Source organism: Mycobacterium sp. IDUB_36, from assembly GCF_055419225.1.
On record NZ_JBVAXH010000002.1, the window covers coordinates 345,605 to 370,740 of the forward strand.

Annotated in this window: 28 protein-coding genes, 1 tRNA gene and 1 pseudogene; 6 read left to right on the forward strand and 24 right to left on the reverse strand. The window is 68.5% G+C overall.

All coding sequences use genetic code 11. The features are described from left to right. Positions 1-144: 144 nt before the first annotated feature. Positions 145-396, reverse strand: coding sequence for a hypothetical protein (locus ACZYW1_RS19975; protein WP_463788205.1), 252 nt, complete (start codon positions 394-396; stop codon positions 145-147). Positions 397-412: 16 nt separating this feature from the next. Here ACZYW1_RS19975 and ACZYW1_RS19980 point away from each other — a divergent pair, with 16 nt between their 5' ends. After that, positions 413-1,291 carry a PAC2 family protein gene (locus ACZYW1_RS19980; protein WP_463788206.1) on the forward strand — a complete coding sequence of 293 codons (879 nt, stop codon included), beginning with the start codon at positions 413-415 and terminating at the stop codon, positions 1,289-1,291. Positions 1,292-1,295: 4 nt separating this feature from the next. Here ACZYW1_RS19980 and ACZYW1_RS19985 read toward each other — a convergent pair whose 3' ends face one another. The 9 genes from ACZYW1_RS19985 to ACZYW1_RS20025 all read right to left on the reverse strand — a co-directional run bounded on the left by ACZYW1_RS19985 (position 1,296) and on the right by ACZYW1_RS20025 (position 8,324). After that, the gene (locus ACZYW1_RS19985; RefSeq protein ID WP_463788207.1) at positions 1,296-2,174 is read right to left on the reverse strand and encodes an SDR family oxidoreductase; all 879 of its coding nucleotides are present in this window, start codon (positions 2,172-2,174) and stop codon (positions 1,296-1,298) included. A gap of 16 nt (positions 2,175-2,190) precedes the next feature. Beyond that, positions 2,191-3,444 (reverse strand): cysteine--1-D-myo-inosityl 2-amino-2-deoxy-alpha-D-glucopyranoside ligase, encoded by a 1,254-nt coding sequence (gene mshC, locus ACZYW1_RS19990; RefSeq protein WP_463788208.1) that lies wholly within the window; start codon positions 3,442-3,444, stop codon positions 2,191-2,193. Between the two features lie 76 nt (positions 3,445-3,520). After that, complete coding sequence (locus tag ACZYW1_RS19995; protein WP_463788209.1) at positions 3,521-4,291, reverse strand: 3'(2'),5'-bisphosphate nucleotidase CysQ; 771 nt, start codon at positions 4,289-4,291, stop codon at positions 3,521-3,523. A gap of 22 nt (positions 4,292-4,313) precedes the next feature. Continuing rightward, the gene (locus ACZYW1_RS20000) at positions 4,314-4,820 is read right to left on the reverse strand and encodes a DUF2505 domain-containing protein (protein ID WP_463788210.1); all 507 of its coding nucleotides are present in this window, start codon (positions 4,818-4,820) and stop codon (positions 4,314-4,316) included. A gap of 6 nt (positions 4,821-4,826) precedes the next feature. Beyond that, on the reverse strand, positions 4,827-5,642 hold the full coding sequence (locus tag ACZYW1_RS20005; protein ID WP_463788211.1) for an SCO1664 family protein: 816 nt from the start codon (positions 5,640-5,642) through the stop codon (positions 4,827-4,829). Then, positions 5,626-6,213 (reverse strand): DUF3090 domain-containing protein, encoded by a 588-nt coding sequence (locus ACZYW1_RS20010; RefSeq protein ID WP_463788212.1) that lies wholly within the window; start codon positions 6,211-6,213, stop codon positions 5,626-5,628. Before ACZYW1_RS20010 ends, ACZYW1_RS20005 begins: the two co-directional genes overlap by 17 nt. Before the next feature lie 60 nt (positions 6,214-6,273). Beyond that, positions 6,274-6,966 carry a histidine phosphatase family protein gene (locus tag ACZYW1_RS20015; RefSeq protein ID WP_463788213.1) on the reverse strand — a complete coding sequence of 231 codons (693 nt, stop codon included), beginning with the start codon at positions 6,964-6,966 and terminating at the stop codon, positions 6,274-6,276. 137 nt (positions 6,967-7,103) lie between these two features. Then, entirely contained in the window at positions 7,104-7,934 is an 831-nt protein-coding gene (locus ACZYW1_RS20020) for an undecaprenyl-diphosphate phosphatase (protein WP_463788810.1), read from the reverse strand. A gap of 75 nt (positions 7,935-8,009) precedes the next feature. After that, positions 8,010-8,324 (reverse strand): hypothetical protein, encoded by a 315-nt coding sequence (locus ACZYW1_RS20025; RefSeq protein ID WP_463788214.1) that lies wholly within the window; start codon positions 8,322-8,324, stop codon positions 8,010-8,012. A 140-nt stretch (positions 8,325-8,464) separates the two neighbouring features. Between ACZYW1_RS20025 and ACZYW1_RS20030 the strand changes: the two genes are divergently transcribed. From ACZYW1_RS20030 to ACZYW1_RS20040, 3 genes are read left to right on the forward strand one after another with little or no spacing between them, the layout of a single operon-like run. Next, positions 8,465-9,511, forward strand: coding sequence for a YncE family protein (locus ACZYW1_RS20030; RefSeq protein ID WP_463788215.1), 1,047 nt, complete (start codon positions 8,465-8,467; stop codon positions 9,509-9,511). After that, on the forward strand, positions 9,508-9,771 hold the full coding sequence (locus tag ACZYW1_RS20035) for a DUF5703 family protein (RefSeq protein ID WP_463788216.1): 264 nt from the start codon (positions 9,508-9,510) through the stop codon (positions 9,769-9,771). Before ACZYW1_RS20030 ends, ACZYW1_RS20035 begins: the two co-directional genes overlap by 4 nt. 2 nt (positions 9,772-9,773) lie before the next feature. Further along, complete coding sequence (locus ACZYW1_RS20040; RefSeq protein ID WP_463788217.1) at positions 9,774-10,856, forward strand: quinone-dependent dihydroorotate dehydrogenase; 1,083 nt, start codon at positions 9,774-9,776, stop codon at positions 10,854-10,856. Between the two features lies 1 nt (position 10,857). On the opposite strand, the gene ACZYW1_RS20045 is transcribed toward ACZYW1_RS20040, so the two are convergent. The 3 genes from ACZYW1_RS20045 to ACZYW1_RS20055 are packed head-to-tail and all read right to left on the reverse strand — an operon-like array spanning position 10,858 to position 13,395. After that, a complete protein-coding gene (locus tag ACZYW1_RS20045; protein WP_463788218.1) occupies positions 10,858-11,448 on the reverse strand; it encodes an alpha/beta hydrolase family protein in 591 nt (196 codons plus the stop codon). Between the two features lie 35 nt (positions 11,449-11,483). Then, positions 11,484-12,014, reverse strand: coding sequence for a YbhB/YbcL family Raf kinase inhibitor-like protein (locus ACZYW1_RS20050; RefSeq protein ID WP_463788219.1), 531 nt, complete (start codon positions 12,012-12,014; stop codon positions 11,484-11,486). A 25-nt stretch (positions 12,015-12,039) separates the two neighbouring features. After that, positions 12,040-13,395, reverse strand: a complete 1,356-nt coding sequence (locus ACZYW1_RS20055) for a M20/M25/M40 family metallo-hydrolase (RefSeq protein WP_463788220.1) — start codon at positions 13,393-13,395, stop codon at positions 12,040-12,042. A 96-nt stretch (positions 13,396-13,491) separates the two neighbouring features. Here ACZYW1_RS20055 and ACZYW1_RS20060 point away from each other — a divergent pair. Both ACZYW1_RS20060 and ACZYW1_RS20065 read left to right on the forward strand, forming a co-directional pair. Continuing rightward, positions 13,492-13,577: transfer RNA gene (locus tag ACZYW1_RS20060), tRNA-Leu, on the forward strand. Positions 13,578-13,763: 186 nt separating this feature from the next. Further along, positions 13,764-14,411: pseudogene (locus ACZYW1_RS20065) on the forward strand (phosphoribosyltransferase); the annotation flags it as partial. On the opposite strand, the gene ACZYW1_RS20070 reads toward ACZYW1_RS20065, so the two are convergent. From ACZYW1_RS20070 to ftsW, 11 genes are all read right to left on the reverse strand, one after another. Continuing rightward, entirely contained in the window at positions 14,408-14,734 is a 327-nt protein-coding gene (locus tag ACZYW1_RS20070; RefSeq protein WP_463788221.1) for a hypothetical protein, read from the reverse strand. The pseudogene ACZYW1_RS20065 and the gene ACZYW1_RS20070 sit on opposite strands and share 4 nt — an antisense overlap. Positions 14,735-14,814: 80 nt before the next feature. Next, positions 14,815-15,633 (reverse strand): DivIVA-like cell division protein Wag31, encoded by an 819-nt coding sequence (wag31, locus tag ACZYW1_RS20075; protein ID WP_463788222.1) that lies wholly within the window; start codon positions 15,631-15,633, stop codon positions 14,815-14,817. Between the two features lie 253 nt (positions 15,634-15,886). Continuing rightward, positions 15,887-16,177 carry a YggT family protein gene (locus tag ACZYW1_RS20080; RefSeq protein ID WP_292991042.1) on the reverse strand — a complete coding sequence of 97 codons (291 nt, stop codon included), beginning with the start codon at positions 16,175-16,177 and terminating at the stop codon, positions 15,887-15,889. Between the two features lie 107 nt (positions 16,178-16,284). Then, the gene (locus tag ACZYW1_RS20085) at positions 16,285-16,926 is read right to left on the reverse strand and encodes a cell division protein SepF (protein ID WP_463788223.1); all 642 of its coding nucleotides are present in this window, start codon (positions 16,924-16,926) and stop codon (positions 16,285-16,287) included. A gap of 12 nt (positions 16,927-16,938) precedes the next feature. Beyond that, the gene (locus ACZYW1_RS20090; protein ID WP_463788224.1) at positions 16,939-17,781 is read right to left on the reverse strand and encodes a YggS family pyridoxal phosphate enzyme; all 843 of its coding nucleotides are present in this window, start codon (positions 17,779-17,781) and stop codon (positions 16,939-16,941) included. Next, the gene (gene pgeF, locus ACZYW1_RS20095; RefSeq protein WP_463788225.1) at positions 17,778-18,485 is read right to left on the reverse strand and encodes a peptidoglycan editing factor PgeF; all 708 of its coding nucleotides are present in this window, start codon (positions 18,483-18,485) and stop codon (positions 17,778-17,780) included. Before pgeF ends, ACZYW1_RS20090 begins: the two co-directional genes overlap by 4 nt. Before the next feature lie 106 nt (positions 18,486-18,591). Continuing rightward, positions 18,592-19,737 carry a cell division protein FtsZ gene (gene ftsZ, locus ACZYW1_RS20100; protein WP_292991365.1) on the reverse strand — a complete coding sequence of 382 codons (1,146 nt, stop codon included), beginning with the start codon at positions 19,735-19,737 and terminating at the stop codon, positions 18,592-18,594. A 204-nt stretch (positions 19,738-19,941) separates the two neighbouring features. Further along, positions 19,942-20,880, reverse strand: coding sequence for a cell division protein FtsQ/DivIB (locus ACZYW1_RS20105; protein ID WP_463788226.1), 939 nt, complete (start codon positions 20,878-20,880; stop codon positions 19,942-19,944). After that, positions 20,877-22,328 carry a UDP-N-acetylmuramate--L-alanine ligase gene (gene murC, locus ACZYW1_RS20110; protein ID WP_463788811.1) on the reverse strand — a complete coding sequence of 484 codons (1,452 nt, stop codon included), beginning with the start codon at positions 22,326-22,328 and terminating at the stop codon, positions 20,877-20,879. The genes ACZYW1_RS20105 and murC overlap by 4 nt, the downstream gene beginning before the upstream one ends. An 8-nt stretch (positions 22,329-22,336) precedes the next feature. Continuing rightward, positions 22,337-23,614 carry an undecaprenyldiphospho-muramoylpentapeptide beta-N-acetylglucosaminyltransferase gene (murG, locus tag ACZYW1_RS20115; protein ID WP_463788227.1) on the reverse strand — a complete coding sequence of 426 codons (1,278 nt, stop codon included), beginning with the start codon at positions 23,612-23,614 and terminating at the stop codon, positions 22,337-22,339. Then, positions 23,611-25,131 carry a putative lipid II flippase FtsW gene (gene ftsW, locus ACZYW1_RS20120; RefSeq protein ID WP_463788228.1) on the reverse strand — a complete coding sequence of 507 codons (1,521 nt, stop codon included), beginning with the start codon at positions 25,129-25,131 and terminating at the stop codon, positions 23,611-23,613. Before ftsW ends, murG begins: the two co-directional genes overlap by 4 nt. Positions 25,132-25,136 lie beyond the last annotated feature (5 nt).

A 25,136-nucleotide genomic window follows, 5' to 3' on the forward strand; every position in this document is an offset into this window, starting at 1 on the left:
GGGCGGATGTTGGGCTCGAAACCATTCGGCTCAGGGGCGCTCACATGCAGTCCTTCCGTAACGGAAGGCGTCCTTGACTCTGCCGAGCGTGGCGGATACCGGCGGGGCCGGAGAACCGTTGCAACGCCTCTCGACCAGAAAAGTCTACGTCGTCATCCGACGTCTGGACGCCCAGCTCGACCCGACCCGCTCGTCGATCGTGGTGCCGCTGAGCACCAGCTCACGGATCTTGTCGGCAATGTCGCAATTTTCAGATTTAACGAGATTGCCGCCGAACATATTTCGTCTCGGGAAAGTGAACGTCATGGGCCATTGCGTGTCCGGCGGATTCGTCGTGGCAAGCATAACCGGACTGCGCGAAACGGCCGCTGCTCTGCGCGCCGCGACCGTGATCACGTCGTACGCTGATTGCGTGAGCTCGCCCGACGTCAGCGCCTCGTTCCCCGAACTGCACAACACGATTGTGGTGGCTGCGTTCGAGGGCTGGAATGACGCCGGCGACGCGGCCAGCGACGCCCTCGAGCACCTGGACGCCATCTGGGAGGCGGACCCGATCGTCGAGATCGACGACGAGGCCTACTACGACTACCAGGTGAATCGCCCGGTGATCCGGCAGGTCGACGGTGTCACGCGCGAGCTCGTGTGGCCGTCGATGCGGATTTCGCACTGCCGCCCGCCCGGCGCCGATCGCGACATCGTGCTGATGCACGGCGTCGAGCCGAACATGCGGTGGCGCACTTTCTGCGCCGAGCTGCTGGCCGTCGCCGACAAGCTGAACGTCGACACGGTGGTGATCCTGGGTGCGCTGCTCGCCGACACGCCCCACACCCGGCCGGTACCGGTCTCCGGGGCGGCCTACTCCCCCGAGTCGGCGCAACGTTTCGGCCTGCAGGAGACCCGGTACGAGGGGCCGACCGGCATCGCCGGGGTGTTTCAGGACGCCTGCGTGATGGCCGGGATTCCGGCGGTCACGTTCTGGGCCGCGGTGCCGCACTACGTGTCGCAGCCGCCCAACCCGAAGGCGACCGTCGCGTTGTTGCGCCGCGTCGAGGAGGTACTCGACATCGAGGTGCCGCTGGCCGACCTGCCTGCGGAGGCCGAGGAGTGGGAGCTGGCGGTCACCGAGATGACCACCGACGACGACGAGATCGCGGAGTACGTGCAGTCGTTGGAGCAGCGCGGCGACGCCGAGGTCGACATGAGCGAGGCGCTGAACAAGATCGACGGCGACGCGCTGGCCGCCGAGTTCGAGCGCTACCTGCGCCGCCGCCGACCGGGTTTCGGCCGCTAGCCGGCTAGGACTTGTCGAACTCCGCGTTGTAGGAACTGGTGGAGCGGCCGAGGGCCTTGACTTCCTCGTCCATCCGGGGCAGCAGGTCCTTCGCCGTCTTGGAGACCGCGTTCTCCCCGACCGGGGTCGACAGCAGCGGCTTGAGCCAGCGGAAATAGCCGACCCAACCCGGGCAGTAGACCCGTCGCTTGCGCTGCTCGATGCCCTTGACGAAGGCCGCCACGCAGTCGTCCACCGACGTCGTCTTGTTCAGCGGCCACGGCAGCTTGGACAGCAGCTCGGTGAACGACGGCAGGTCGGCCTTGCTGTCGCGGACCAGCGCGGTGTCGATCCAGGACATGTGCGCCGAGCCGACGGTGACGCCGTGCCCGCCGACCTCCAGCCGCAGGGCATTGGCCAGGTGCTCCACCCCCGCCTTCGACGCGTCGTAGGGACTCATGCCGGGCGCGGCCGCGAACGCGGCCAGCGACGAGACGATCAGCACGTAGCCTTTGGTCCCGATCACCGCGGGCAGGGTGGCCCGCACGGTGTGGAAGACACCGGTCAGGTTGACGTCGATGACCCGTTTGAACGCTGCCGGGTCGACCTGCAGCACCGACCCGTAGCTGGCGATCCCGGCGTTGGCCAGCACCACGTCGATGCCGCCGAACCTGGTGACGGCCTGCTCAGCGGCCCCTTCCATCGCGGCCAGGTCGCAGACGTCGGCGACGACGGTGAGGACCCGCTCGTCGCCGAGTTCGTCGGTGATGCTCGACAGCGCGTCCGCGTCCAGATCGGTCAGCACCAGCTTCGCGCCCTTGGCATGCAGGCGGCGGCCCACCTCGGCCCCGATTCCGTGGCCGCCACCGGTGATGAATACGACTTGCGAGTTCACTGACGTCATGGCGGCAACCTACCTGCTAGGAAGGAGCCGGCGACAATTCCACTCCCAGTAGCGCGTCGATCAACGCCGCGACCGCCGATGGGGCTGCAGAGTCGTGGCCGCCGTATTCCAGCGCGTCCGTTGTCCAACCATCAAGTGCGGCAAGCGCTTTGGGCGTGTCGAGGTCGTCGGCCAGATATTGGCGGACCCGCGCGATCACGTCACCGGCGTCGGGGCCGGCAGCCAGACCGGTGGCCGCCCGCCACCGCTGCAACCGCGCCCGGGCATCGTCGAGCACCTGCGGCGTCCACTCGCGATCGGCCCGGTAGTGCCCGGCCAGCAGACCCAACCGGATAGCCGCGGGTTCGACGCCCTCGGCGCGCAGTCCGGACACCAGAACGAGGTTGCCGCGGCTCTTGGACATCTTGTGGCCGTCGAGTGCGATCATGCCGGCGTGCACGTAGTGACCCGCGAATCGCCGTTCGCCGCTGACGGATTCGGCGTGGGCGGCGGTGAATTCGTGGTGCGGGAAGATCAGGTCACTGCCGCCGCCCTGGATGTCCAGGCCGCTGCCGATGCGGCTGAGTGCGATCGCCGCGCACTCGACGTGCCAGCCCGGCCGCCCGGGGCCGAACGGTGAGGGCCAGCTCGGCTCGCCGGGCCGCGCGGCCCGCCACAGCAACGCGTCGAGCTGATCGGTCTTGCCCGCGCGGTCCGGGTCGCCACCGCGTTCGGCGAACAGCGTCAGCATGGTCTTGCGGTCGTAACCGGACTCGTAGCCGAACTGCGCGGTGGCGTCGGAGCGGAAGTAGACGTCGGGGAACTCGGCATCCTCGACGACGTAGGCAGCACCGGAGGCCAGCATTTTCTCGACGAGCTCGACGACCTCGTCCACCGCGTCGGTGGCGGCGACGTATTCGCGGGGCGGCAGCACCCGCAGCGCGGCCATGTCCTGGCGATACAGGTCGACTTCGCGGGCCGCCAGGTCGCGCCAGTCGATGCCGTCCCGCTCCGCCCGCTCGAAAAGCGGGTCGTCGACGTCGGTGACGTTCTGCACGTAGTGCACGTCGTGGCCGAGGTCTCGCCAGATCCGGTGGATCAGGTCGAACGCTAGGTAGGTGGCGGCATGGCCGAGGTGAGTCGCGTCGTAGGGGGTGATGCCGCAGACGTACATGGTGGCCGTCGGCCCGGCCGACACCGGGCGTACCTGCCTGTCGGAGCTGTCGTACAGCCGCAGCTCCGGGCCGCGTCCCGGCAGCGTTGGGAGGGGTGCCGACGCCCACGACTGCATACCGACGACTTTAGGGCTCGACATGACAGCGGCAACCGCCGGAGGCCCGGTGGAAATTCCTGCGGGCAGTGAGCGGCTAGCTCGCCACCCGGATCGCGCCCAGCAACAGGTCGGCGAGTTCGGCGCGACACATCAGGAAGTCGGGCAGATACGGGTCGGGCCGGTTGTAGATCATCTCCGAGCCGTCCAGCCGCGAGGCGTGCATGCCGGCCGCCAGGATGACGCCGGCCGGCGCAGCCGAGTCCCACTCCCACTGGCCGCCGGCGTGGATGTAGGCGTCGGCATCGCCGCGCACCACCGACATCGCCTTGGCGCCGGCCGAGCCGATCCGGACGAATTCCACGTCGAGCTGCCGGGCCAGGTAATACAGCACGGCGGGCGGGCGGTTGGAACTGGCGGTGATCCGGATCGGGCCGGAAAGCTCTGTGGTGGGGCCGATTACCGTGTCGCTGCGGTGCACCTCCCCCATCGCGGGCAGGGCGACCGCGGCGTCGGTGATCGCACCGTTCGGTCCGCCATGGCGCTGCCACAACGCGACGTGCACGGCCCAGTCGTTGCGGCCCTCCCAGGAGAATTCGCGGGTCCCGTCGAGCGGGTCGACGATCCACACCCGATCGGACTGCAGCCGGGTCAGGTCGTCGTAGGCCTCTTCGCTGAGCACGGCATCATCTGGCCGCTCGGCGTGCAACCGCTCCAGCAGCAGCGCGTTGGCCTGACTGTCGCCCTCGTCGCCGAGCAGCCACGGATAGCCGAATCCCACCCTCTCGCGCACGGCCAGCAGTAGCTCGCCCGCCTCCTGCGCGAGGTCGGCGGCCAGCGCGGCATCGCTGACGGGCTCGTGAGTCACCGGTCCAGTATCCCTGACGACCTCAGCGGTTCGTCACGATCCAGGTGTTGGTGAAGCGCTGGACAGCGCTGATCTCGTCGCCCAGCCGGTTGACGATGAAGCTCTCCACCTGGCCTCCCACCAGCGGGATGTTCACCCGCACAGTGGTATTGAAGTCCAGCCTCGAACCGCTGCCCACCGGCACCAACGACACCGAGCCGACCGCGGACACCGGCGCACCGGGAACCTGGACGTCGATCGTGCCGCGCGCGTGGCCGTCGGCCGCCGGCTGCCACGCTTCGGTGCGGGCCATCTCGAAATCGCCGGGAACCAGAGCGGTGACGACTTTCGGCAACCGGTTCGCGAACAGGCTGACGGTGAGCACCGCCGTCACGCTGCCGTCCGGGTCGACGGTCAGCGAATCCAGCGTCGCGGTGCCGCTGTCGAACGCGGCCAGCCTTGCCTCCCAGTAGTCGTGATCGGCGAAGGCCGCCAGAATCTCGCCGACGGCGACGGGCGCCTCGAGCGACAGCGTCAGTGATCGGGACATCGGCGCCTAGAACGCCGGCCACGGAATGGGGCGATGCCGGTCAGGCCCGGGCATCACGGGATGGGCGAGCAGCACGCGGGCGCGCATCCGCAAGGCGGCGATCTCGGCGCTGGTGATGTGTTCGGCCAACGCCTCCCCGAGTGAGTCACCCAGTCCGTCGACCAGACACGACACCTTCTCCAGTGTCTTGTCGTCGATCTTCTTGCCGGCCCACCCCCACAGGACGGTGCGGAGTTTGTCCTCGACGTGCAGGCTCACCCCGTGGTCGACGCCGTAGACGCCGCCGTCGAGACCGCGCAGCACGTGCCCACCCTTGCGGTCGGCGTTGTTGACCAGCACGTCGAACACCGCCATACGCCACAGCCGGACGTCGTCGGCGTGCACCAGCTCGACGGGGTCGCCGGCGTAGTCATAGGCGCGCAACACCGGCAGGTAGCCGCGCGGGCAACGATCGGCTGGGACCAGGTCGACGAGGTCGAGGTCCGGGCCGGGTTCCGAGTCGGGGGTGTCCCCCGGCTGGTCCACCCACAGCTGCAGCATGCCGTCACCCGCCGGGCCGTGCCGAATTATGGTGTACGGCACGATGTTCCAACCCAAGTGCGCCGACACCAGGTAGGCGCCGAGTTCGCGGCCGGCCAGCGTGCCGTCGGGGAAATCCCAGAGCGGCTGCTCGCCGGAGACGGGTTTGTAGACGCAGTGCACGGTGTGGTCGTCCTGCGTCGCCTCGCACAGAAAGGTGGCGTTGCTGGCGGAGCGGATGCGTCCCAGGACCGTCAACTCGCCGGTGCGCAGGGCCTCGCGATCGTCAGGCCTCGGCGTCATCGTCCGGCCCGAGCAGCGCGCTGCGACGGTAGCCATTTGTCCGCGCGCAGATGTGGCCCTCGGAATCCAGCGGCTCCTCGCACAGCGGGCACGGCGGCCGGCCGGCGGAGATGACGGCGTTGGATCGGGTGGCGAACTCGCGGGCCGACTGCGGCGACAGGAACACCCGGACGGCGTCGGGTCCCTCGTCGGTGTCGTCGAGCACGACCGAGGCGTCGAATTCGGTTTCGCTGACGGCCAGCAACTCGACCACCACCGTCTGCGCCTCGGAGTCCCAGCCCAAACCCATGGTCCCGACCCGGAATTCGGCGTCCACCGGCGTCACCAGCGGGCTGAGGTCTTCGACCTTGTCGGTCTCCGGCGGAACGGGGGTGCCGAACCGCCGGTTGACCTCGACCAGCAGCGCGTCGATGCGTTCGGCGAGCACCGCGACTTGCTGTTTTTCCAGAATCACCGAGACCACGCGGGCGTCGTGCACGGCCTGCAGGTAGAAGGTGCGATTTCCGGGCTGCCCAACGGTCCCGGCGACGAATCGGTCGGGTGAGCGGAAGACGTGGATCGCGCGAGACATGACATGTCCAAAATACCGGCAGTTGCGGCCGAGCTGTGAATCCAGGCTCGGCCGGCCCGCTCAGTCGGTCGAGCCACCGACCACGGCGTCGTCGTCCGGCGTCTTTTCCTCGGTGGCAGGCGGTGGCGTCAACGCGGACGTCAGCCGCGCGCCGGTGTGGTTGGAGTGCAGCACGAACGGCCGGAGCCGTGTGTAACGGATCACACTGACCGACGCCGGGTCGGCGGACACCCGCTGGAAACCGTCCATGTGCAAGCCCAGCGCGTCGGCGACCACCGCCTTGATGACATCGCCGTGAGTACAAGCCAGCCACAGCACGTCGCCGCCATGCTTATCCGCCAGCCGCGCGTCGTGCTCACGGATCGCGGCGACGGCACGGGTCTGCACCTCCGCCAGACCCTCGCCGCCCGGGAACACCGCGGCGCTGGGGTGGGCCTGGACCACCGCCCACAGCGGCTCCTTGACCAGCTCGCCGAGTTTGCGGCCGGTCCATTCGCCGTAGTCGACCTCGGCGAGCCGGTCGTCGAGTTCGGGTTCGACACCGAGTGCGCTCGCGAGTGGCTCGACGGTCTGCCGGCACCTCAGCAGCGGCGAGCTCACCACCGCGCGGATCGGCAGGTCGCCGATCCTCGTCACCAGTTCAGCGGCCTGTTCGCGTCCCTTGTCGTCGAGTTCGACGCCCTCGGAGCGGCCGGCCAGCACGTGCGCGGTGTTCGAGGTGGACCGGCCGTGCCGGAGCAGGATGACGGTCATTGGCGCCGCTCCTCAGCGGGACCGCCCGCATCGTCGTTGGCGGTCATTGGCGCCGCTCCTCAGCGGGACCGCCCGCATCGTCGTTGGCGGTCATTGGCGCCGCTCCTCAGCGGTCACACCGCGTCGCTCCTCAGCGGTCATACCGCGCTCACCGCCCCCGTGGCCAGCAGGATCAGCACGCCGACACCGGCGGCCACGCGATAGCCGACGAACCAATACATGTTGTGCCGCAACAGGAATCGCAGGAACCAGGCCACCGCGGCCAGACCGACGACGAAGGCGATCACCGTCGACACCAGCAGCTGCGGCCCCGTCGCGCTCATCCCCTCCAGCACCGGATGGAACGCGTCCGGCAGCGAGAACAACCCGGACGCGAACACCGCGGGAATCGCCAGCAGAAACCCGAAGCGGGCGGACAGTTCGCGCCGCTGGCCGAGGAACAAACCGGCGCTGATCGTGGCCCCGGATCGAGACACCCCGGGGACCAGCGCCAGGGTCTGGGCGATGCCGACGACCACGGCGTCGCGCCAGGTCAGTTGCTCGACGTCGCGGTTCTGCTTGCCCACCCGCTCGGCCAGGGCGATGACGGCCGAGAAGACCACCAACGCGGTCGCGATCACCCAGAGATTGCGCACGCCCGAGCGAATCTCGTCCTTGAACAGCAGTCCGAGCACACAGATCGGAATGGTGCCGATGATGACGTACCACCCCAGCCAGTAGTCGGCGGTGCGCCGTGCCGCGTCGACAAGACCCCGGAACCAGGCCGCCAGAATCCGCGCGATGTCGCGGGAGAAATACACCAAAACCGCTGCCTCGGTGCCCAATTGGCTGACGGCGGTGAACGATGCGCCCGCGTCGTCGGCGAAGAAGACCCGCGACACGATCGCCAGATGGCCCGAGGACGACACCGGAAGGAATTCGGTGAGGCCCTGTACGACGGACAGGACGACTACCTGCCACCACGACATCGCCTGCACCGCATGCACGACGACGACCGTACCGGGTGCCCGCCTCCGGGGAGCCAGACAGCCCTCCGGCCGGCCCTACGTCGACGCGTCCGCCAGGGCTACCGCGTCACGCACGGCGGCACCGAGGCTGCGCTCGTCCCTGATATCGACGCCAACCACATTCCGCTCAGCGGTGGCGACAATGTCTTCGGGGTGCGGCACCGGGCCCTTGAGTCGTGGCCGGTACACCTCGACCAGCAGCTTCTGACCTTCGATGGAAAACGCGAAACTTCGGCCGTCACCAACCTGCCCGAAGCCGCTGGCCAGGATTTTGGTGGAGAAAACCCCCACCCACATGTCCTCGATAGCAAACTCTCCGTCTGAGAATTGGCCGCGTTCGGCAACGCTCATACGGCGACCATACCCTGCGGTCTGGTGCGGGCGATCGTGGCCGACCCGAGCCTGCGCGGAGGATATTCAATAAGATCGGACTCCAATCGGACCACCTCTTCGACACCCAGCCAGCCCTTTGAGTACATGAGAGTTACCCCATGCCAGCAAACCGCAAACGCGACGCATCCCTCCGTCGGCTAATCGCGGCTGGGCTGCTGGTTTCGCTATGCCTTGCGACCGCGTGCTCGAAGAAGCCGCTCGACGGGTTGCCGGCTTCCATCCCGTCCGCTCAGGCCGCGCAGTCTCCGCCGGTCACGACGGCTCCAGCCGGAGTGACCCGTCCTCTACCCGGCGGGCTGCGGTCCGCGGTGTTCGACCGTCGTACCGGCCAGCTCGCCGTCCTGGTCTCCGGGCCCACCGACACCGCGCCCGCAAGCCTGGTCCTGCTGGGCAGCCAGCAAACATCCGAGCGGACCATACCGCTGCCGGGGCCGGTCAGTGGGCTCACCGGTGACGACGCCGGCCATGCGTATCTATCCGCGCGCGGAGGTTACCTCGCGGCCGACCTGGCGACCGGTCGTGTCACGACGGTGGGCGTCCGGGGTGCCGAACACGTCGATTTCAGCGCTGTCACCCGTCGCGCCGACGGTGCGGTGCTGCTCGGCACCGCAGACGGAACCTTGTACGCGTTGGACGAACACGCGACCGAGCCCCGCCGGATAGCGGTGCACGCACACATCGATTCGCTTGTCGCTCAAGGTAATACAGTTGCGGTGCTGGACCGGGGACAGACGTCGATCACCACCGTGGAAGCCGACGGCGACGTCGGACAGTCGCTGCGCGCGGGCTCGGGCGCCACCACAATGGCAGCAGATCCCGCGGGCCGGTTGCTGGTGAGCGACACCCGTGGCGGGCAGCTTCTGGTGTTCGGCGTGGACCCGCTGATTCTGCGCCAGTCGTTCCCGGTCGCGGATTCGCCGTGCGGCGTTGCCGGATCGCGCGGGCTGGCCTGGGTGTCGCAGACCTCGGCGAACACTGTTATTGGTTACGATCTCTCAACCGGCATACCAGTGGAAAAGGTTCGGTACCCATCCGTGCGGCAACCCAACGCGCTGGCCTTCGACGATGACGCGGGCACGCTGTTCGTGCTCTCCGGCGCCGGCGAGGGCGTCCAGGTCATCGAGCATGCGGCGGACCCTCGGTGACGGCCGCGCGACCCGGCAGGATGCCCGCCGGCTGGGACACCGAGATGTCCGACGAATACGAATGGGCGCCTTTGCGTTTGCCGCCCGACGTCACGCGGATCAGCGCGTCCACCAGGCTGTCCATCGAAGCCGAGTACCGGGGCTGGGAATTGACCCGGGTGCGGCTGTACACCGACGGCAGCAGGCGGGTGTTGTTGCGACGCAAGAAATCTCGCGCCGACAACGCCCAAAACACCCGGCTTGATCAGCCGGATACGTGACGGTGGCCTCCGACGGAGCGGCTTCGTATGCGGCGCTACGCCGTCTGCTGTTCCTGGTACCTGCCGAACGAATCCACACGCTGGTGTTCGCCGGCCTGCGCGGCGCCACCGCGGCCGGTCCGCTCCGCCGTCAACTGAGCCGTCGGCTGGCACCCATCGACCCGGCGCTGGCCAGCACCGTGTTCGGTGTGCGTTTTCCCGGGCCGCTGGGCCTGGCCGCGGGCTTCGACAAAGACGGCACCGGCCTCAACACCTGGGGCGCACTGGGTTTCGGCTACGCCGAAGTCGGTACGGTGACGGCGCAGGCACAGCCCGGTAATCCGCCTCCGCGACTCTTCCGGCTGCCCGACGACCGCGGGTTGCTCAACCGGATGGGTTTCAACAACCACGGCGCCGCCGCACTGGCGGCCAAACTCGCCGACCACCGGTCTGACGTCCCGATCGGGGTCAACATCGGCAAGACCAAGATCACCGCCGCTGCCGACGCCGCCGAGGACTACCGGGCCAGCGCCCGACTCGTCGGTCGGCACGCCGCGTACCTCGTCGTCAACGTGAGTTCGCCGAACACGCCGGGGCTACGCGATCTGCAGACCGTCGAGTCGCTGCGCACGATTCTGTCCGCGGTGCTGGCCGAGACGTCGACACCCGTCCTGGTGAAGATCGCCCCCGATCTGGCCGACAGCGACATCGACGAGATCGCCGACCTGGCAGTCGAACTCGGCTTGGCCGGCATCGTCGCCACCAACACCACGGTGTCGCGCGACGGGTTGGCCACCCCGGGTGTCGACGCGCTCGGCAGTGGAGGCGTCTCCGGGCCGCCGCTGCGCGACCGCGCCACCGAGGTGCTGCGACGGCTGTACGGCCGCGCCGGCGATCGTCTCATCCTGATCGGCGTCGGCGGCATCGAGACCGTCGACGACGCCTGGGATCGCATCACCGCCGGAGCCTCGCTGCTGCAGGCCTACACCGGGTTCGTCTACGGCGGCGGCCTGTGGGCCAAGCACATTCACGACGGGTTGGCGATCCGGCTGCGCGAAGCCGGCTTCAGCTCTTTGAGCGAGGCCGTCGGCTCCGGCACCAGGTGAGTCAGGCGGAGAGCTGCTCCGTCACGAAGTCGGTGGTGAGGCGATGCCATTCCTGCCATCGTCGCACCATGTTGTGACCGACGCCGTCGATGCCCACCCACGTCGCGTCGAGACCGCGCTGGCGAGCCCGCTCGGTTTGGGCGCGGGACTCGTCCGGGTCGGTGATGATGTCAGCGGTGCCGTGGACGGCCAACAACCGGGTCGACGCCGGAATCAGGTCGCCGTCGCCGTGCTCCCACCAGGGCGCAAGAGCCACCACCGCCCCGACCCCACCACCAGCGGCCAGATGGGCGGCGACGCGGCCACCCATCGAATGACCCACCACCACAATGTTGTCCGGGCGGCACCGCTGGCGGATGTCCTCGAGTACCTGCTCGGCGTCTCTCAACGGGTCCAACTGCGGGCTGTTCCATCCGCACAGCCGGTAATGCACCTGCCGCACCTCGACCTCGGGACCCAGCTGCCGCCGCAGCGCTTGCGTGACGAAACCCATCCGCACGTTCGCCGGCTGCCAGCTCCGGAACTGTCGTTGGCTGCGCACGAGCCCGCCCGGCAGCACCAGAACGCACCCGCGCGGCGCGGTGCCGGTCACAGTCGGTGCGACGGTCTGGGCATCGGCCCGCCGCCTTACTTCTGCTCGTAGGTCGCGTGGATGACGGCCCGCGCGATCGCTTGCTGAAAGAGGTTGAACCCCAGGAACGCCGGACTCGCGTCTTCGGGCAGGTCGAGCTTGTCGACTCCGACCGCGTGCACGGCGACGTAGTAGCGGTGCGATCCGTGACCGGCCGGCGGCGCCGCGCCGATGTAACGGCGCTGTCCGGCATCGTTGACCAGCGTCAGGGCTCCGCCGGGCAGGTCGCTGCCGTCACCGGCGCCCGCCGGCAACTCGGTGACCGACGCGGGCAGGTTGGCGACGGCCCAGTGCCAGAAGCCGGAGGCGGTCGGCGCGTCCGGGTCGTAGACCGTCACGGCGAAACTCTTTGTCTCCTCCGGAAATCCGGACCAGGACAGCTGCGGGCTGACATCCTCGCCACCGGCGCCCATGATCCCGCTGACCTGGGCGTTGGCCAGCGCCTGCCCGTCACCGAAGGATGACGACTCCAGATGAAACGACGGCAACTCCGGCAACGCGGCGTACGGGTCGGGCGTGGTGGTCATGGTCGATCCCCTCTCGTGTGGCGAGCTAGCAATGCGTCAGAAAATGTGCCAGCACCTCGGTGCCGAACTTCAGCGCGTCTACGGGTACCCGTTCGTCGATGCCGTGGAACAAGGCGGCGAAGTCGAGGTCCGGGGGCAATCGCAAAGGCGCAAAGCCGAAACAGCGAATACCCAAGCGCTCGAAAGCTTTTGCGTCTGTTCCGCCGGAAAGCATATAGGGCACCGTGCGGGCGTCCGGGTCCACGGCGAGCAGGGCGGCGTTCATCGCGGCGACCAGTTCCCCGTCGAACGTCGTCTCATACGACGGCAGGGTGGTGATCCATTCGCGCGTCACGTCCGGCCCGATCAGCTCGTCGACCTCTGCCTCGAACGCGGCCAGGCGCCCGGGAAGCACCCGGCAGTCCACCACCGCCTCGGCGGTGGCGGGCACCACATTCGTCTTGTAACCGGCCTTCAGCATCGTCGGGTTCGCGGTGTCGCGCAGGGTGGCCTTCACGATGCGCGCCAACGGCCCCAGCTTCTCGACGGCACCGTCCAAATCGGGTGAGTCGGTGTCGAAGGTGAAGCCGGTCTCCTCGCCGACGGCGGTGAGGAATTGCACGACGCTGTCGGTCGGCACCACCGGAAATTGATGGCGGCCCAAGCGCGCGACCGCCTCGGCCAGCGTGGTGACCGCGTTCTGGTCGTGCACCATCGAGCCGTGGCCGGGCCGGCCGTGCGCGGTCAGCCGCATCCAGTGCATGCTTTTCTCCGCTGTCTCGATCAGGTACAACCGCCGCTCGCCGCCGTCGCGGCGGGGCACCGTCAGCGAGAACCCGCCGACCTCGCCGACCGCCTCGGTGATGCCCTCGAACAGGTCGGGCCGGTTGTCCACCAGCCACTGCGAGCCCCACTTGCCCCCGTTCTCCTCGTCGGCGACGAAAGCGAACACCAGGTCGCGCGGCGGGACGATGCCGCTCCGGCGAAAATGGCGGGCCAGCACGAGCATCATGCCGACCATGTCCTTCATGTCGACCGCGCCGCGGCCCCAGACGTAGCCGTCCTCGATCGCACCGGAGAACGGGTGCACACTCCACTCGGCCGGCTCGGCGGGCACCACGTCCAGATGTCCGTGGATCAGCAGCGCACCGCGCGAACGGTCCGCGCCCTCGAGCCGGGCGAACACATTGCCACGACCGGGAGCGCCGGACTCCAGGTACTCGACCTCGTAGCCGACCTCTTCGAGCTGGGCGGCCACCCAGCGGGCGCACTCGGCCTCTCCCCTGGTGGTGTCGAGCTCGCCGGTGTTGGTGGTGTCGAACCGGATCAGCGTGCTGACCACATCCACGACGTCGTCGATGGGACTCTCGGCGGGTGGCGTCACAGTCACCTTTCCTACCATTGCCGCCGGCGTAGGTGCGCGGCGCGCAAGGCGGCGGGCAGGTTTGGGCGTGGGCCGACCCATCCGATAGCCTTAGCTGCCAATTCATTGGCGTCGGTCCGAGTGGCGGAATGGCAGACGCGCTAGCTTGAGGTGCTAGTGCCCTATTAATGGGCGTGGGGGTTCAAGTCCCCCCTCGGACACCCGATTGAGGCGAGCGAAACGAGAGTTCACTCTCGTTTCCGAGCCGATTGACGATGGTGAGCGGCGCAGCCGCGATCACACCCCTATCGTCGAAAGTGCAACTAGCGAGGCAAATCCCGAGTAACTCGGTCGGTAGTTGCACTTTCGACGTGGCTCGGCACCGCCAGGTCCACACTCGAATCATGCGCACCTTTCGCGACCGCCGGGATGCCGGCCGGGTGCTCGCCGGGCACTTGGAGGCGTACCGGGGTCGCGACCGGCTGCTGGTCCTGGGGCTGGCCCGCGGCGGCGTGCCGGTCGGCTGGGAGATCGCCGCGACACTCGGTGCGGACCTCGACGTGTTCCTGGTGCGCAAGCTCGGGGTGCCGCAGTGGCCCGAGCTGGCGATGGGGGCACTGGCCAGCGGCGGTGGTGTCGTGCTGAACGACAGCGTGGTGTCGAGCCTGCAGATCAGCGACGAGCAGGTTCGTCAGGTCATCGATCGGGAGAGCGCCGAACTACGTCGCCGCGAAACCGCCTACCGGGGTGCCCGAGCGCCGGCCGACCCGCGCGACAAGACCGTGATCGTGGTGGACGACGGAATCGCCACCGGCGCAAGCATCCTGGCGGCGGTTCGGGCTCTGCGAGCCGGCGGTCCCGAGTCGATCGTGGTCGCTGTTCCGGTCGGGCCGCAGTCGGTGTGCCGGCTGGTCGCCGAGGAGGCCGATGCCGTGGTGTGCGCGACGATGCCCGACGATTTCGAAGCGGTCGGCCAGGTGTTCGCCGACTTCCGTCAGGTCAGCGACGACGAGGTTCGCGAATTGTTGACGCTGCCGACCGGCGGCCGGTCCTAGCGGGTGCGGTGGTCGTCGCTGACGCTGTCGTCGGCGGCATCCTCGGAATCCGGGTGCGCCGAAGTGCCGTCGGATTCCTCGGAGGCGTCGGCCGGGTAGTCGGCGGCCGGCTCTTCGTCGGGGATGTCGGCCACCTCGTCGTCGTGGACGGACGGACCTGCCTCACGACGCTGCCGCTCCTGCAGCGCATCGATGATCAACAGCACCACACCCAGCACGCTGGCGCCGATGCAGACCCACGCCACCAACTCGTTGCTCGTGATGACCGCGAAAACAAGCGCGGCAAGACCGATCACCGCTAGCACGAGCGAGATAATCAGCACCGGTACAACCTTCCAGCCGACGGGGCGACACTGCCAACTGTGCAGCTTAGCGACCGACGCCGCCAGTATCGCCGACCGACCTAGTTGTTACCGCGATTGAACTGGTTGAACCCTGCCGCGTCGTTGGTCGCGCTGGAATCCACCGGCGCTGCCGAGCCTCGCTGGCCGAGCTCTTCGAGCTGCGACTCCAGGTAGGTCTTGAGCCGGGTGCGGTATTCGCGCTCGAAGGTGCGAAGTTGCTCGAGGCGACCTTCCAGCACCGTGCGTTGCTGGTTGATGGTGCCCATGATCTCGGAGTGCTTGCGCTCGGCGTCGGCCTGCAGTGCGTCGGCCTTCTCCTGCGCCTGGCGCAGCTGGGTCTCCGACCGGGTCTGTGCGTCGCTGAGAAGCGCGTCGGCACGCTGACGGGCCTCGGAGACGGTGGTCTCGGCCTCGCGGCGCGCGTCGCCCACGATCTGTTCGGCGTTCGCCCGGGCGTCCGAGAGCAGCTTGTCCGACTCGGCCTGCGCGGTGCTGGTCAAGCGGTCGGCGGTGTCCTGCGCCAGGCTGAGGACACGGGCGGCCTTCAACGCACCCTCTTCACCCAGCGGCTGCGAGACGGCCGGGGCCGCGGCCACCGGAGCGGGCTGCGGCGGCTTGACCGGCTCGGGCTCGGGCTCGTAGACCGGAATCGTCTGTGTGGCTTGCACACTGGTGCCGCCGCCGGCGCGTGCACCGGCCAATTCCTGGTCCAGCTCGGCAACCCGCTGACGCAGGTCGGAGTTCTCCTCGATGAGGCGAGTCAGCTCGTTCTCGACCAGATCGAGGAAGGCGTCGACCTCATCCTCGTTGTAACCACGCTTGCCGATCGGCGGCTTGCTGAACGCCACATTGTGGACGTCTGCGGGTGTCAGCGGCATTCCTAGCCCCCTTGAGTGTGGACGGTCGAACCGACCAGGAAAGTGTAGAACGGGATGAACGGTGTCGTAGCCATGGTGCAACTGCGGCCCATCCTGTCACACCAGACCCGCCGGTTGCCGAATCGGTCGATAAATAAGACCGAATTTCAAAGATTAAGAGGTAACAAATCGACCTCTTGCGTGACCTTTAGTTAGGCGCCAGCAAACTGTCGCACGGTGACAATCAGTGCGGCGCCGCACGGCCAGGGCCGGGTCAGGCCTGATAGTCCAGCGCCATGGTCATGCCGACGAAAGCCACCAGCAGCAGCACCATGATGGACAGGTCGAAGCGGACCGCACCGACGGTGAGCTGCGGGATCAGCCGCCTCAGCAGGTTCACCGGCGGATCGGTGACCGAGAGGATGATCTCCAGGATCACCACGGTCAGGCCGCGCGGATGCCAATCCCGGCTGAAGGACCGGATGAACTCAACGACGACGCGCGCGATCAGCAATAGCCAAAAGGTGAACAGCGCAAAACCAATGATGTGCACAAACAGCGTCAACGAGAGCCCGACCTTAGTGATGAAGATGTGACCTTGGCGACTGCCCACGCTGCGATCCAGCGGGGCGGAAGTCAGCCTACCGGCTGGGACGCTGACCCGCCGTGCGGCTACTGGTAGGCGTAAAACCCGGTCTCGGCGATGCGTCGACGCTCTTCAGGCGAGACGTCGACGTCAGCCGGTGAGAGCAAGAACACCTTGGTGGCCACCTTGTCGAATGAGCCACGCAGCGCGAAGGCCAGACCGGCGGCGAAATCCACCAGCCGCTTGGCGTCGGCGTTGTCCATCGAGACCAGGTCCATGATCACCGGAGTGCCGTCGCGGAAGCGCTCGCCGATGGTGCGGGCCTCGCTGTAGTCCTTGGGCCGCAGCGTGGTGATCTTCGACAGCGGGCTGCTCTCGTCGAACAGCATCGCCATCCGCCGGGGGTCCATCGCCAGGGCGCCGCGGGTGGGACCGCGCAGCGAGCCGAAGCGCTGCCGACCCATCTCGCCGCGGTCGTAGTCGGGTCCGCGGAATCGCGGCTCTTCGGTGTAGCCACCGCGATAGCCGCCCGCTGCGTAGTCGCCGCCCTCGCCGCGCGGGTCGTCGTACTCGCGACCCTCGAACCGGCTGCCGTACCCGTCGTCGGCGAACCGCTGCCGCGGGTAGCCACCCGTCCGCGCCGGAGCGTGGTCGTCGTAGTACTCGTCGTCGTAGTCCTCCATAGGAGCCATCCCGAAGTAGGCCTTGACCTTGTGCAGTGTGCTCATCGCTTGACCCTTCTACAGCTCTCGGGATTCCGGTGTCTGTGATGAAGATGTGACTGGAGTGACTATTGACGGTGACGGTAGCGGGCGTTGGCCCAACAATGCGGTACCGACACGCACACACGTCGAACCATGTTTGACCGCTGTTTCGAGGTCGTTCGACATGCCGGCCGACAATCCCGCCGCTTCCGGGTGCGCCCGGCGCACCCGTTGGTGTTCGGACTGCAGACGGGCGAAGGCCTTCTCCGGTTCCCAGTCCAGCGGCGGGATGCCCATCAGGCCAACCAGTTCCAGAGACTCCGAGTCGTCGACCCGGGCGCAGATCTCGTCCACGGCCCCGCTGTCGGAGACGTCGACGCCGCCGCGCGACACGTCGCCGTCGAGGCTGATCTGGACGTACACCCGAAGCGGTTCAGCCCGCCGCCCGTCGCCGAGTGCGCCCTCGACGGCCCGGTCCAGCGCATTCACCACGCGGGCGCTGCTGACCGAATGCGCGGTGTGCGCCCAGGTGGCCAACGAGCGGGCCTTGTTGCGCTGGATCGTGCCGACCATGTGCCACTGCCGCGCAGCGTCCACCGAATCGCCCGCTTCGACACCGCTCAGCAACTGATCGACTTCGTCGACCTTCGCCGCCGCTTCCTGGTCGCGGGATTCGCCGAAGGCTACGCAACCCAATCGCGCCAAAATCGCGACATCGGTTGCCGGAAAGAATTTGGTAATAGGCAGGAGCTGAATTTCGTCGAGTTTGCGGCCGGCCGCTTCGGCGGCCGCGGCAAGCCGCGCTTGCAACGCCGTCAAAGAATCGGCCAATTCCATTTCTCGCCCCGCTCGGGGTAAAAGGTTTACCGCCACAGTCATTCCATCCACACCACCGAAGCCAACCGTCCGGTCGGTGCCCCACGGCGGTGGCTGAACAGATTGGCGTCATCGACCGTGCAGCGCGGGTCGACGTCGATGGCACTGATACCCAAAGTCTTGAGCTGGCAAGCGATTCCGGCGCGCAGGTCCAGCCCGGGCGTGCCGGCGGAGGTGGTCGTCCGACTGCCCGGCAGCGCCGCCTCGACCTCGTCGGCCATCGCCGCGGGCACCTCGTAGTTACGGCCGCTGACGGCCGGACCGAGCAGCACCGAGATGTCGGCCGCACGCGCACCCAGACCCACCATCGCCTCGACCGCGCGGGCCACCACGCCGTCACGCGCACCGACCCGGCCCGCGTGCACTGCCGCCACCACACCCGCGCGCGCGTCGGCCAACAGCACCGGAACGCAATCGGCGGTGACCACCGCCAACGCCAATCGCGGTGTGCGAGTGACCAATCCGTCGGTGTTGTCGAAGGAGGAGCTGCGGGGGCCGTCGACCACCTCGACGTGGTCGCTGTGGACCTGGTTCATCCACACCACCCGGCCGGGACCGAGCCCGATGGCCGAGCCGAGGCGCTTGCGGTTGGCGGCCACCGCCGCCGGGTCGTCGCCGACGTGGTCGCCGAGATTGAAGCTGTCGAAGGGCGGTGCCGAGACACCGCCGGCCCGGGTCGTGCTGACCCGTCTGATGCGAACGCTCACCCGTCCAGTATCCGTTGGAAGCAAGGCCGCGGCCCGCGTCGTCGTCCCGGGAAGCCGATGGCCGCTCTCCCCTTCCCGCCGCACGGCGGTCCGCATCGTCGTGGGGCTAGCGCCGCATGAAGGGCGGCACGTCGACATCGTCGTCCTCACCGCCGATGTCGAAGGTCGCGCCGTTGGTCGGCACCGACACGCTGACGGCGTCGGCCGGCTCGAACAGGCTCGAGCTGATCTTGCCGTGCTTGCCCGAGGCAACCGTGGTGGTCGCGGCGGCAGTGGCGTTGCTGACCACCGGCTTGCGCCCCGGCCCGGCGGCGTCGAAGCCCGCCGCGATCACCGTCACGCGCACCTCGTCGCCCAGCGAGTCGTCGATCACCGTTCCGAAGATGATGTTGGCGTCCTGGTGCGCGGCGTCCTGGACCAGCGAGGCGGCCTCGTTGATCTCGAACAGCCCGAGGTCACTGCCGCCCGCGACCGACAGCAGCACGCCCTGCGCACCCTCCATCGACGCCTCGAGCAACGGCGAGTTGATCGCGATCTCGGCGGCCTTCAGCGCGCGACCGTCGCCCCGCGCCGAGCCGATACCCATCAGCGCCGTACCGGCTCCGCTCATGACGCCCTTGACGTCGGCGAAGTCGACGTTGATCAGGCCCGGCGTGGTGATCAGGTCGGTGATGCCCTGCACGCCGTTGAGCAGCACCTCGTCAGCACTGCGGAAGGCGTCCATCAGCGACACCGCGGCGTCGCCCATCTGCAGCAGGCGGTCGTTGGGAATCACGATCAGCGTGTCGCAGCTTTCGCGCAGCGAGGAGATGCCGTTCTCCGCCTGGTTGCTGCGGCGCTTGCCCTCGAAGGAGAACGGGCGCGTCACCACACCGACGGTCAGCGCGCCGAGCTTGCGGGCGATGCTGGCCACCACCGGCGCACCCCCGGTGCCCGTTCCACCGCCTTCGCCGGCGGTGACGAAGACCATGTCGGCACCGCGTAGCAGTTCTTCGATCTCGTCTTTGGCGTCTTCGGCAGCCTTCCGGCCCACCTCGGGGTCGGCACCGGCGCCCAGACCACGGGTGGAGTCGCGACCGACGTCGAGCTTGACGTCGGCATCGCTCATCAACAACGCCTGAGCGTCGGTGTTGATGGCGATGAACTCCACGCCTTTGAGGCCTTGCTCGATCATGCGGTTGACGGCGTTGACACCGCCGCCGCCTATCCCCACGACTTTGATGACGGCCAGGTAGTTGTGCGGCGGGGTCATCATTCTTGTTCCTCCCTGGTGGGACTGCTCCGGTGCGAATCGCCTCGGCAAACCTCAACCTCAACTAGAGATTTAGAGTTATGTCAAGTTGATTCGCGCAAACAGAACGGTATGGCCGCCGCGGACACGATCGGTGCAGGCGCGCCGACGCGCCGCAAGCGAATTTCGCGAATTTCGGCGGACGGCCGCAGCACCGGGTCCGGACTACCTGACGGTCGGCAGATCCGGGCTGGACACGTCGTAGGTACGGCCCGGCCGGGTCAGCAGGGCCGCCAGCTTCTGGGCTTTCTCCTCGGTCCGGTCATTGGTCCCCCAGATCACCGTGCGCCCGTCACCGAGCGTCAGCGTGATCGAGGCGACCGAGGGTGCGGCGATCCGGCTCACCTGCGCAACCACTTCGGGCCGCAGCGCCGTCAGCACCGCGAGCGCGGCCTTGGTCGCGGGGTCGGCTGGGCCCGGATTCTCGACGTCGAGGTAGGGCAACGCCGGTGGTGGCGGCGCCGTTGCGAAGTCGACGCCGTCACGGTCGAACAGATGCGGTCCGTCGGGGAGGTCTTTGACCACCACCGGGATTCGTTCGACGACGGTGATCATCAGCGCCGACGGGTAGTCGCGCTGCACGTGCGCGCTGGCCACCCGGCGGATCGCGGCCACCCGGTCGGCGACGCGGTCGGTGTTGATCTGCAGAAGCGGAGTGCCGGGCTTGACGTGCGCGGCCTCGAGCACCTCGTCGCGGGTGACGGCGCCGATGCCGTTGACGACGATGCCGCGGGCCGACATCAGCGGCGTGAAGTACAGGACGAGGCCGACGCTGGTCAGCGCCACGATCAGCAGCAGCGACACCAGGAACAGCTTCAGCCCCCGAACCGCGCCCCGCGCAGCGGGTTTGGATGCTGACGTGCCGCGACCGCGGGCCGCGCGTTTGGCGTCGCGGCGGGCTTGTTCGATCGCCACCGCGCGGGCCTGGGCCTCGCGACGCTCGGCGCGTTCGCGGCGCTCGCGTCGTCGGGGACCCTCGATCGGCTCCTCGGACTGCTCGGCGTCTGCGACATCACCGTCGTCGTCACCGGCGTCCACGATCGGCTCGGCGGCGATGGGCTCGTCGTCGGTCCCGGCCGGCGTCGCGCCGTCGGGCCCGGTCATCGCGGTGTCCTCCGGCCCGGTGCGCTTCGGTTGGCCCGCAACCGCAGCGCGGTGACGATCTCCGGCGCGAGCATCGTGACGTCGCCGGCACCCATGGTGACGACGACATCGCCGGGCTCAGCGGCGGCCGCCACCGCCTCGGCAACCGCCGACAGGTCCGGCAGGTACTGCACCGGTACGCTCACGTGCTCGGCCACGCTGGCTCCGCTGACTCCGGCGATGGGCTGTTCACGGGCCCCGTAGACGTCGAGCACGAAGACGTGGTCGGCCGCATCGAGTGCGACGCCGAACTCAGCGGCGAAAGCCTGTGTCCGCGAATACAAGTGCGGCTGGAACACCACCAGCGACCGGCCGGAGTCGGCCTGCTCGAGTAATGTCCGCACCGCTTCCAGCGTCGCCGCGACCTCCGTCGGGTGATGCGCGTAATCGTCGAAAACCTGGACGGCCGCGGCGGTTCCGATCAATTCGAAGCGGCGGCGGACGCCCTCGAACCCGGCCAGGCCGTCCAGCACGCAGTCCGCGGGGGCACCGATCTCGACAGCGGCCAGCAGCGCCCCGAGCGCGTTGAGCGCCATGTGACGCCCAGGAACCGACAGCCGCATCACCCACGGGTGGATTTCGCCGTCGAGCTTGATGTGCGCCACCGCCTCGGTGCCCAACTGCTCCCAGGACAGCAGTGTTCCGGCCAGCCGGTCACCGGACGAGCCATACCGAAGGACCCGAATGCCCAGTGCTGCAACGCGTTCGGCCAACGCTGCCGCGCCGGGATCGTCGGTGCATACGACCAGCGCTCCACCCGGGGCAATGCGCTCGGCGAACGCGTCGAACACCGCGATGTAGGCGTCGGCGCTGCCGAAGAAGTCGAGATGGTCGGCCTCGATATTGGTGACCACCGCGACATTCGGGGTGTATTCCAGCAGTGAGCCGTCACTTTCGTCAGCCTCGGCGACGAAGCAGTCCCCGCTGCCATGGTGGGCGTTGGTGCCGGCCTCCCCCAGCTCACCGCCGACCGCGAACGAGGGATCGCGACCGCAATGTTGCAGCGCCACAATCAACATCGACGTCGTGGTGGTCTTGCCGTGCGTCCCGGTCACCATCAGCGTGGTCCGCCCAGCCATCAGCTTGGCCAGCACCGCCGGGCGCAACACCACCGGAATGCCGCGGCGGCGGGCTTCGACGAGTTCAGGATTGGTCTTCGGGATGGCGGCGTGGGTGGTGATCACCGCGGTCGGGCCGCCCGCCAGCAGATCCAGCGACGACGCGTCGTGGCCGATCCGGATCTTTGCGCCGCGCGCCTGCAGCGCCCGCACACCGCGCGACTCCTTGGCATCGGAACCCGAGACCTCACCGCCGCGGTCCAGCAGGATGCGGGCGATCCCCGACATGCCGGCTCCGCCGATGCCCACCATGTGCACGCGCTGTAGTTCGGGTGGCAGCGCCTGCGTCATCGGCGAGGTCATTGCCGCCGCTCCAGCCGGGACACTTCCAGGGCACTGCGCCGCTTTCTGCCGCCCCTGGCGTCTCGCGCCGCCCGCGCGACATCCAGCGCACTGCGCCGTTTCTTCGGACGCCGACCATCACGCGCCCGGCGCGCCACCTCCAGTGCGACCCGCGCCACCTGGCGCGCCGCTTCCGGGTGGCCGGTCAACACCGCCGCCGTCGTCATCGCCGCCAACCGTGCCTGATCGGTGAGCAGACCGGCCACCTGTTCGGCGACGAACCCCGGCGTCAGCTCGGCGTCGGCGATCAGCATGCCGCCGCCGGCTGTGACCACCGGCAGCGCGTTGAGTCGCTGCTCGCCGTTGCCGATCGGCAGCGGCACGTACACCGCGGGCAGTCCGACCGCGGTCACCTCGGCCACCGTCATCGCGCCCGAGCGGCAGATCGCCAGGTCGGCCGCGGCGTAGGCCAGGTCCATCCGGCTGAGATACGGCACGGCGACGTACGGCGGGTCACCGGGTTCCTGGGCGCGCAGGTCGATGGTGTTCTTGGCGCCGTACGCGTGCAGCACCGCCACCCCGGCGGCGGCCAGATCGCCGGCCGCGGCGGCAACCGCCCGGTTGATCGACGCGGCTCCCTGCGAGCCGCCGAACACCAGCAGCACCCGGGCGTCCTCGGCGAAGCCGAAGTGCGCGCGAGCCTGCGAACGCAGCGCGGCGCGGTCCAGCGAGGTGATCGCCGCCCGCACCGGCACGCCGACCACCTCAGCGTGCGGCAGGCCCGGATCGGGCACCGCGGACAGGACGCGTTGTGCGCTGCGCGCGCCGACCCGGTTGGCCAGGCCGGCACTGGCGTTGGCCTCGTGAATGACCACGGGCACCCGGCGACCGAGGCTCACCCCGCCGCGGGCGGCCAGATAGGCGGGCAGCGAGACGTAGCCGCCGAACCCGACGACCACGTCGGCGTCGACTTTGTCCAGCACGGCGCGGGTCTGGCGGACCGCACGCAGCACCCGGGCCGGCAGCCGGGCCAGGTCACCGGTGGGTTTGCGGGGCAGCGGCACCGGGGTGATCAGCTCGAGCGCGTAGCCGCGTTCGGGAACCAGGCGGGTCTCCAGGCCGCGCGCGGTGCCGAGGGCGGTGATGCGAACGTCGGGATCAAGCTCGACAAGGGCGTCGGCGACGGCCATTGCGGGCTCGACGTGACCGGCTGTGCCACCGCCCGCAAGCACAACCGACAACGACGAATGCCCGGTCGGCGTGATAGCCGATGACCCCGTGACCGAGTCGCTCACCCGTAGCGCTGACCTTCCAGTGCTCGACGGCCCGGCGCCTGACGCTGGCCGGTGTACCGCTGTCCGCCTACATGATGCCCTGCGCGCGCAGCCCGCTTATCGACGGCGGGTGGTCGGGGTGGCTTGCGCTTGGCGGCCCGCGGGGGCTGGCCGGGCTGCGGCTTGGCGCGCAACCGGTCGCGCAACGCCTCGACCCGGGTCGGCGAATACGGCTCCGGCAGCGGCAACCGCAGGATGCGGGTCATCCGGTCGTCCCGGCCGGCCCGCAGCGCGGCGACGGCCTCGGGTTCGTGCCGGGCCGCGTTGGCCATCATGCCGATCATCAAAAGTGTTGTGGCCGTCGATGTTCCACCAGCCGAAATCAAGGGCAGCTGGATGCCGGTGACCGGCAGCAGGCCGATGACATAGCCGACGTTGATGAACGACTGGCCGATCACCCACAAGGTGGTGGTCGCGGTCAGCAGGCGCAGGAACGGGTCGGCCGAACGGCGGGCGATACGCATGCCCGTGTAGGCGAACAGCCCGAAAAGTCCGAGCAGCCCGAGTGCGCCGACCAGGCCCAGTTCCTCGCCGATGACCGCGAAGATGAAGTCGTTGTGGGCGTTGGGCAGGTAGTTCCACTTCGCGGTGCCCTGGCCCAGACCATCGCCGAAGACACCACCGTTGGCCAGCGCGAATTTCGCCTGCCGGGCCTGATACCCGGAGTCCATCGGATCCTGGCCAGGATCCAGCCACGAACGCACCCGGTCGGATCGGTAGCCCTCCGACACCGCCAATACCCCGGCCGCGACGATCGCCAGCCCGAGCGAGCTCAAGAAGATCTGCAGCGGCAACCCCACATACCAGAGCAAACCGAGCAGGATGATGACCATCGAGACCGTCTGCCCCAGGTCGGGCTGGGCCAGAATGAGGGACAGCGCGATGATCGCGGCCGGCAACAGCGGAATCAGCATCTCGCGCAGCGACGCCCGCTCCATGCGTCGCGCCGCCAGTAGATGCGCTCCCCAGATCGCGAAGGCGATCTTGGTGAGCTCCGAAGGCTGCATCGAGAACCCGGCGATGACGAACCATCCCCGGGATCCGTTGGCCTCCTTGCCGATTCCCGGAATCAGCACCAGCACCAGCATCGCGACGGTGACGGCGAAGCCGGTGAACGCCAGCTTCCGCATCAACCGGACCGGCAGCCGCAGCGCCAGATAGCAGGCGAACAGCCCGACGATGGTCCACAGCACCTGGCGACCGAAGATCGTCCACGCCGACCCGTCGTCGTCGTAGGAACGGACACCGGAGGCCGACAGCACCATGATCAGGCCGAGGGAGGTCAGCAGCGCCGATACCGCGATGATCAGGTGGAACGACGTCATCGGCCGGTTGAGCCAGGCCCCGAATCGAGTCCGGGGCTCCGCGGCAGTCGCGACGGTCGCCTTGGCGGGCTTGTCGTCGCCGGTTGATTCGGCGTCCGCCGGCTGGTCACTCTTGGTTCCCCGGCGCACCAGCCGGGCCAGTGCGTTCTTCACCCGGT

What these genes read in the sequence shown, in the direction of transcription:
- ACZYW1_RS19985 (WP_463788207.1), bottom strand. Translation starts at nt 2,174, where the DNA reads ATGACGTCAGTGAACTCGCAAGTCGTATTCATCACCGGTGGCGGCCAC.
- mshC (WP_463788208.1), bottom strand. Translation starts at nt 3,444, where the DNA reads ATGCAGTCGTGGGCGTCGGCACCCCTCCCAACGCTGCCGGGACGCGGC.
- ACZYW1_RS20000 (WP_463788210.1), bottom strand. Translation starts at nt 4,820, where the DNA reads ATGTCCCGATCACTGACGCTGTCGCTCGAGGCGCCCGTCGCCGTCGGC.
- ACZYW1_RS20005 (WP_463788211.1), bottom strand. Translation starts at nt 5,642, where the DNA reads ATGACGCCGAGGCCTGACGATCGCGAGGCCCTGCGCACCGGCGAGTTG.
- ACZYW1_RS20010 (WP_463788212.1), bottom strand. Translation starts at nt 6,213, where the DNA reads ATGTCTCGCGCGATCCACGTCTTCCGCTCACCCGACCGATTCGTCGCC.
- ACZYW1_RS20015 (WP_463788213.1), bottom strand. Translation starts at nt 6,966, where the DNA reads ATGACCGTCATCCTGCTCCGGCACGGCCGGTCCACCTCGAACACCGCG.
- ACZYW1_RS20020 (WP_463788810.1), bottom strand. Translation starts at nt 7,934, where the DNA reads ATGTCGTGGTGGCAGGTAGTCGTCCTGTCCGTCGTACAGGGCCTCACC.
- ACZYW1_RS20025 (WP_463788214.1), bottom strand. Translation starts at nt 8,324, where the DNA reads ATGAGCGTTGCCGAACGCGGCCAATTCTCAGACGGAGAGTTTGCTATC.
- ACZYW1_RS20030 (WP_463788215.1), top strand. Translation starts at nt 8,465, where the DNA reads ATGCCAGCAAACCGCAAACGCGACGCATCCCTCCGTCGGCTAATCGCG.
- ACZYW1_RS20050 (WP_463788219.1), bottom strand. Translation starts at nt 12,014, where the DNA reads ATGACCACCACGCCCGACCCGTACGCCGCGTTGCCGGAGTTGCCGTCG.
- ACZYW1_RS20055 (WP_463788220.1), bottom strand. Translation starts at nt 13,395, where the DNA reads ATGGTAGGAAAGGTGACTGTGACGCCACCCGCCGAGAGTCCCATCGAC.
- wag31 (WP_463788222.1), bottom strand. Translation starts at nt 15,633, where the DNA reads ATGCCGCTGACACCCGCAGACGTCCACAATGTGGCGTTCAGCAAGCCG.
- ACZYW1_RS20085 (WP_463788223.1), bottom strand. Translation starts at nt 16,926, where the DNA reads ATGAGCACACTGCACAAGGTCAAGGCCTACTTCGGGATGGCTCCTATG.
- ACZYW1_RS20090 (WP_463788224.1), bottom strand. Translation starts at nt 17,781, where the DNA reads ATGACTGTGGCGGTAAACCTTTTACCCCGAGCGGGGCGAGAAATGGAA.
- ftsZ (WP_292991365.1), bottom strand. Translation starts at nt 19,737, where the DNA reads ATGACCCCGCCGCACAACTACCTGGCCGTCATCAAAGTCGTGGGGATA.
- ACZYW1_RS20105 (WP_463788226.1), bottom strand. Translation starts at nt 20,880, where the DNA reads ATGACCGGGCCCGACGGCGCGACGCCGGCCGGGACCGACGACGAGCCC.
- murC (WP_463788811.1), bottom strand. Translation starts at nt 22,328, where the DNA reads ATGACGCAGGCGCTGCCACCCGAACTACAGCGCGTGCACATGGTGGGC.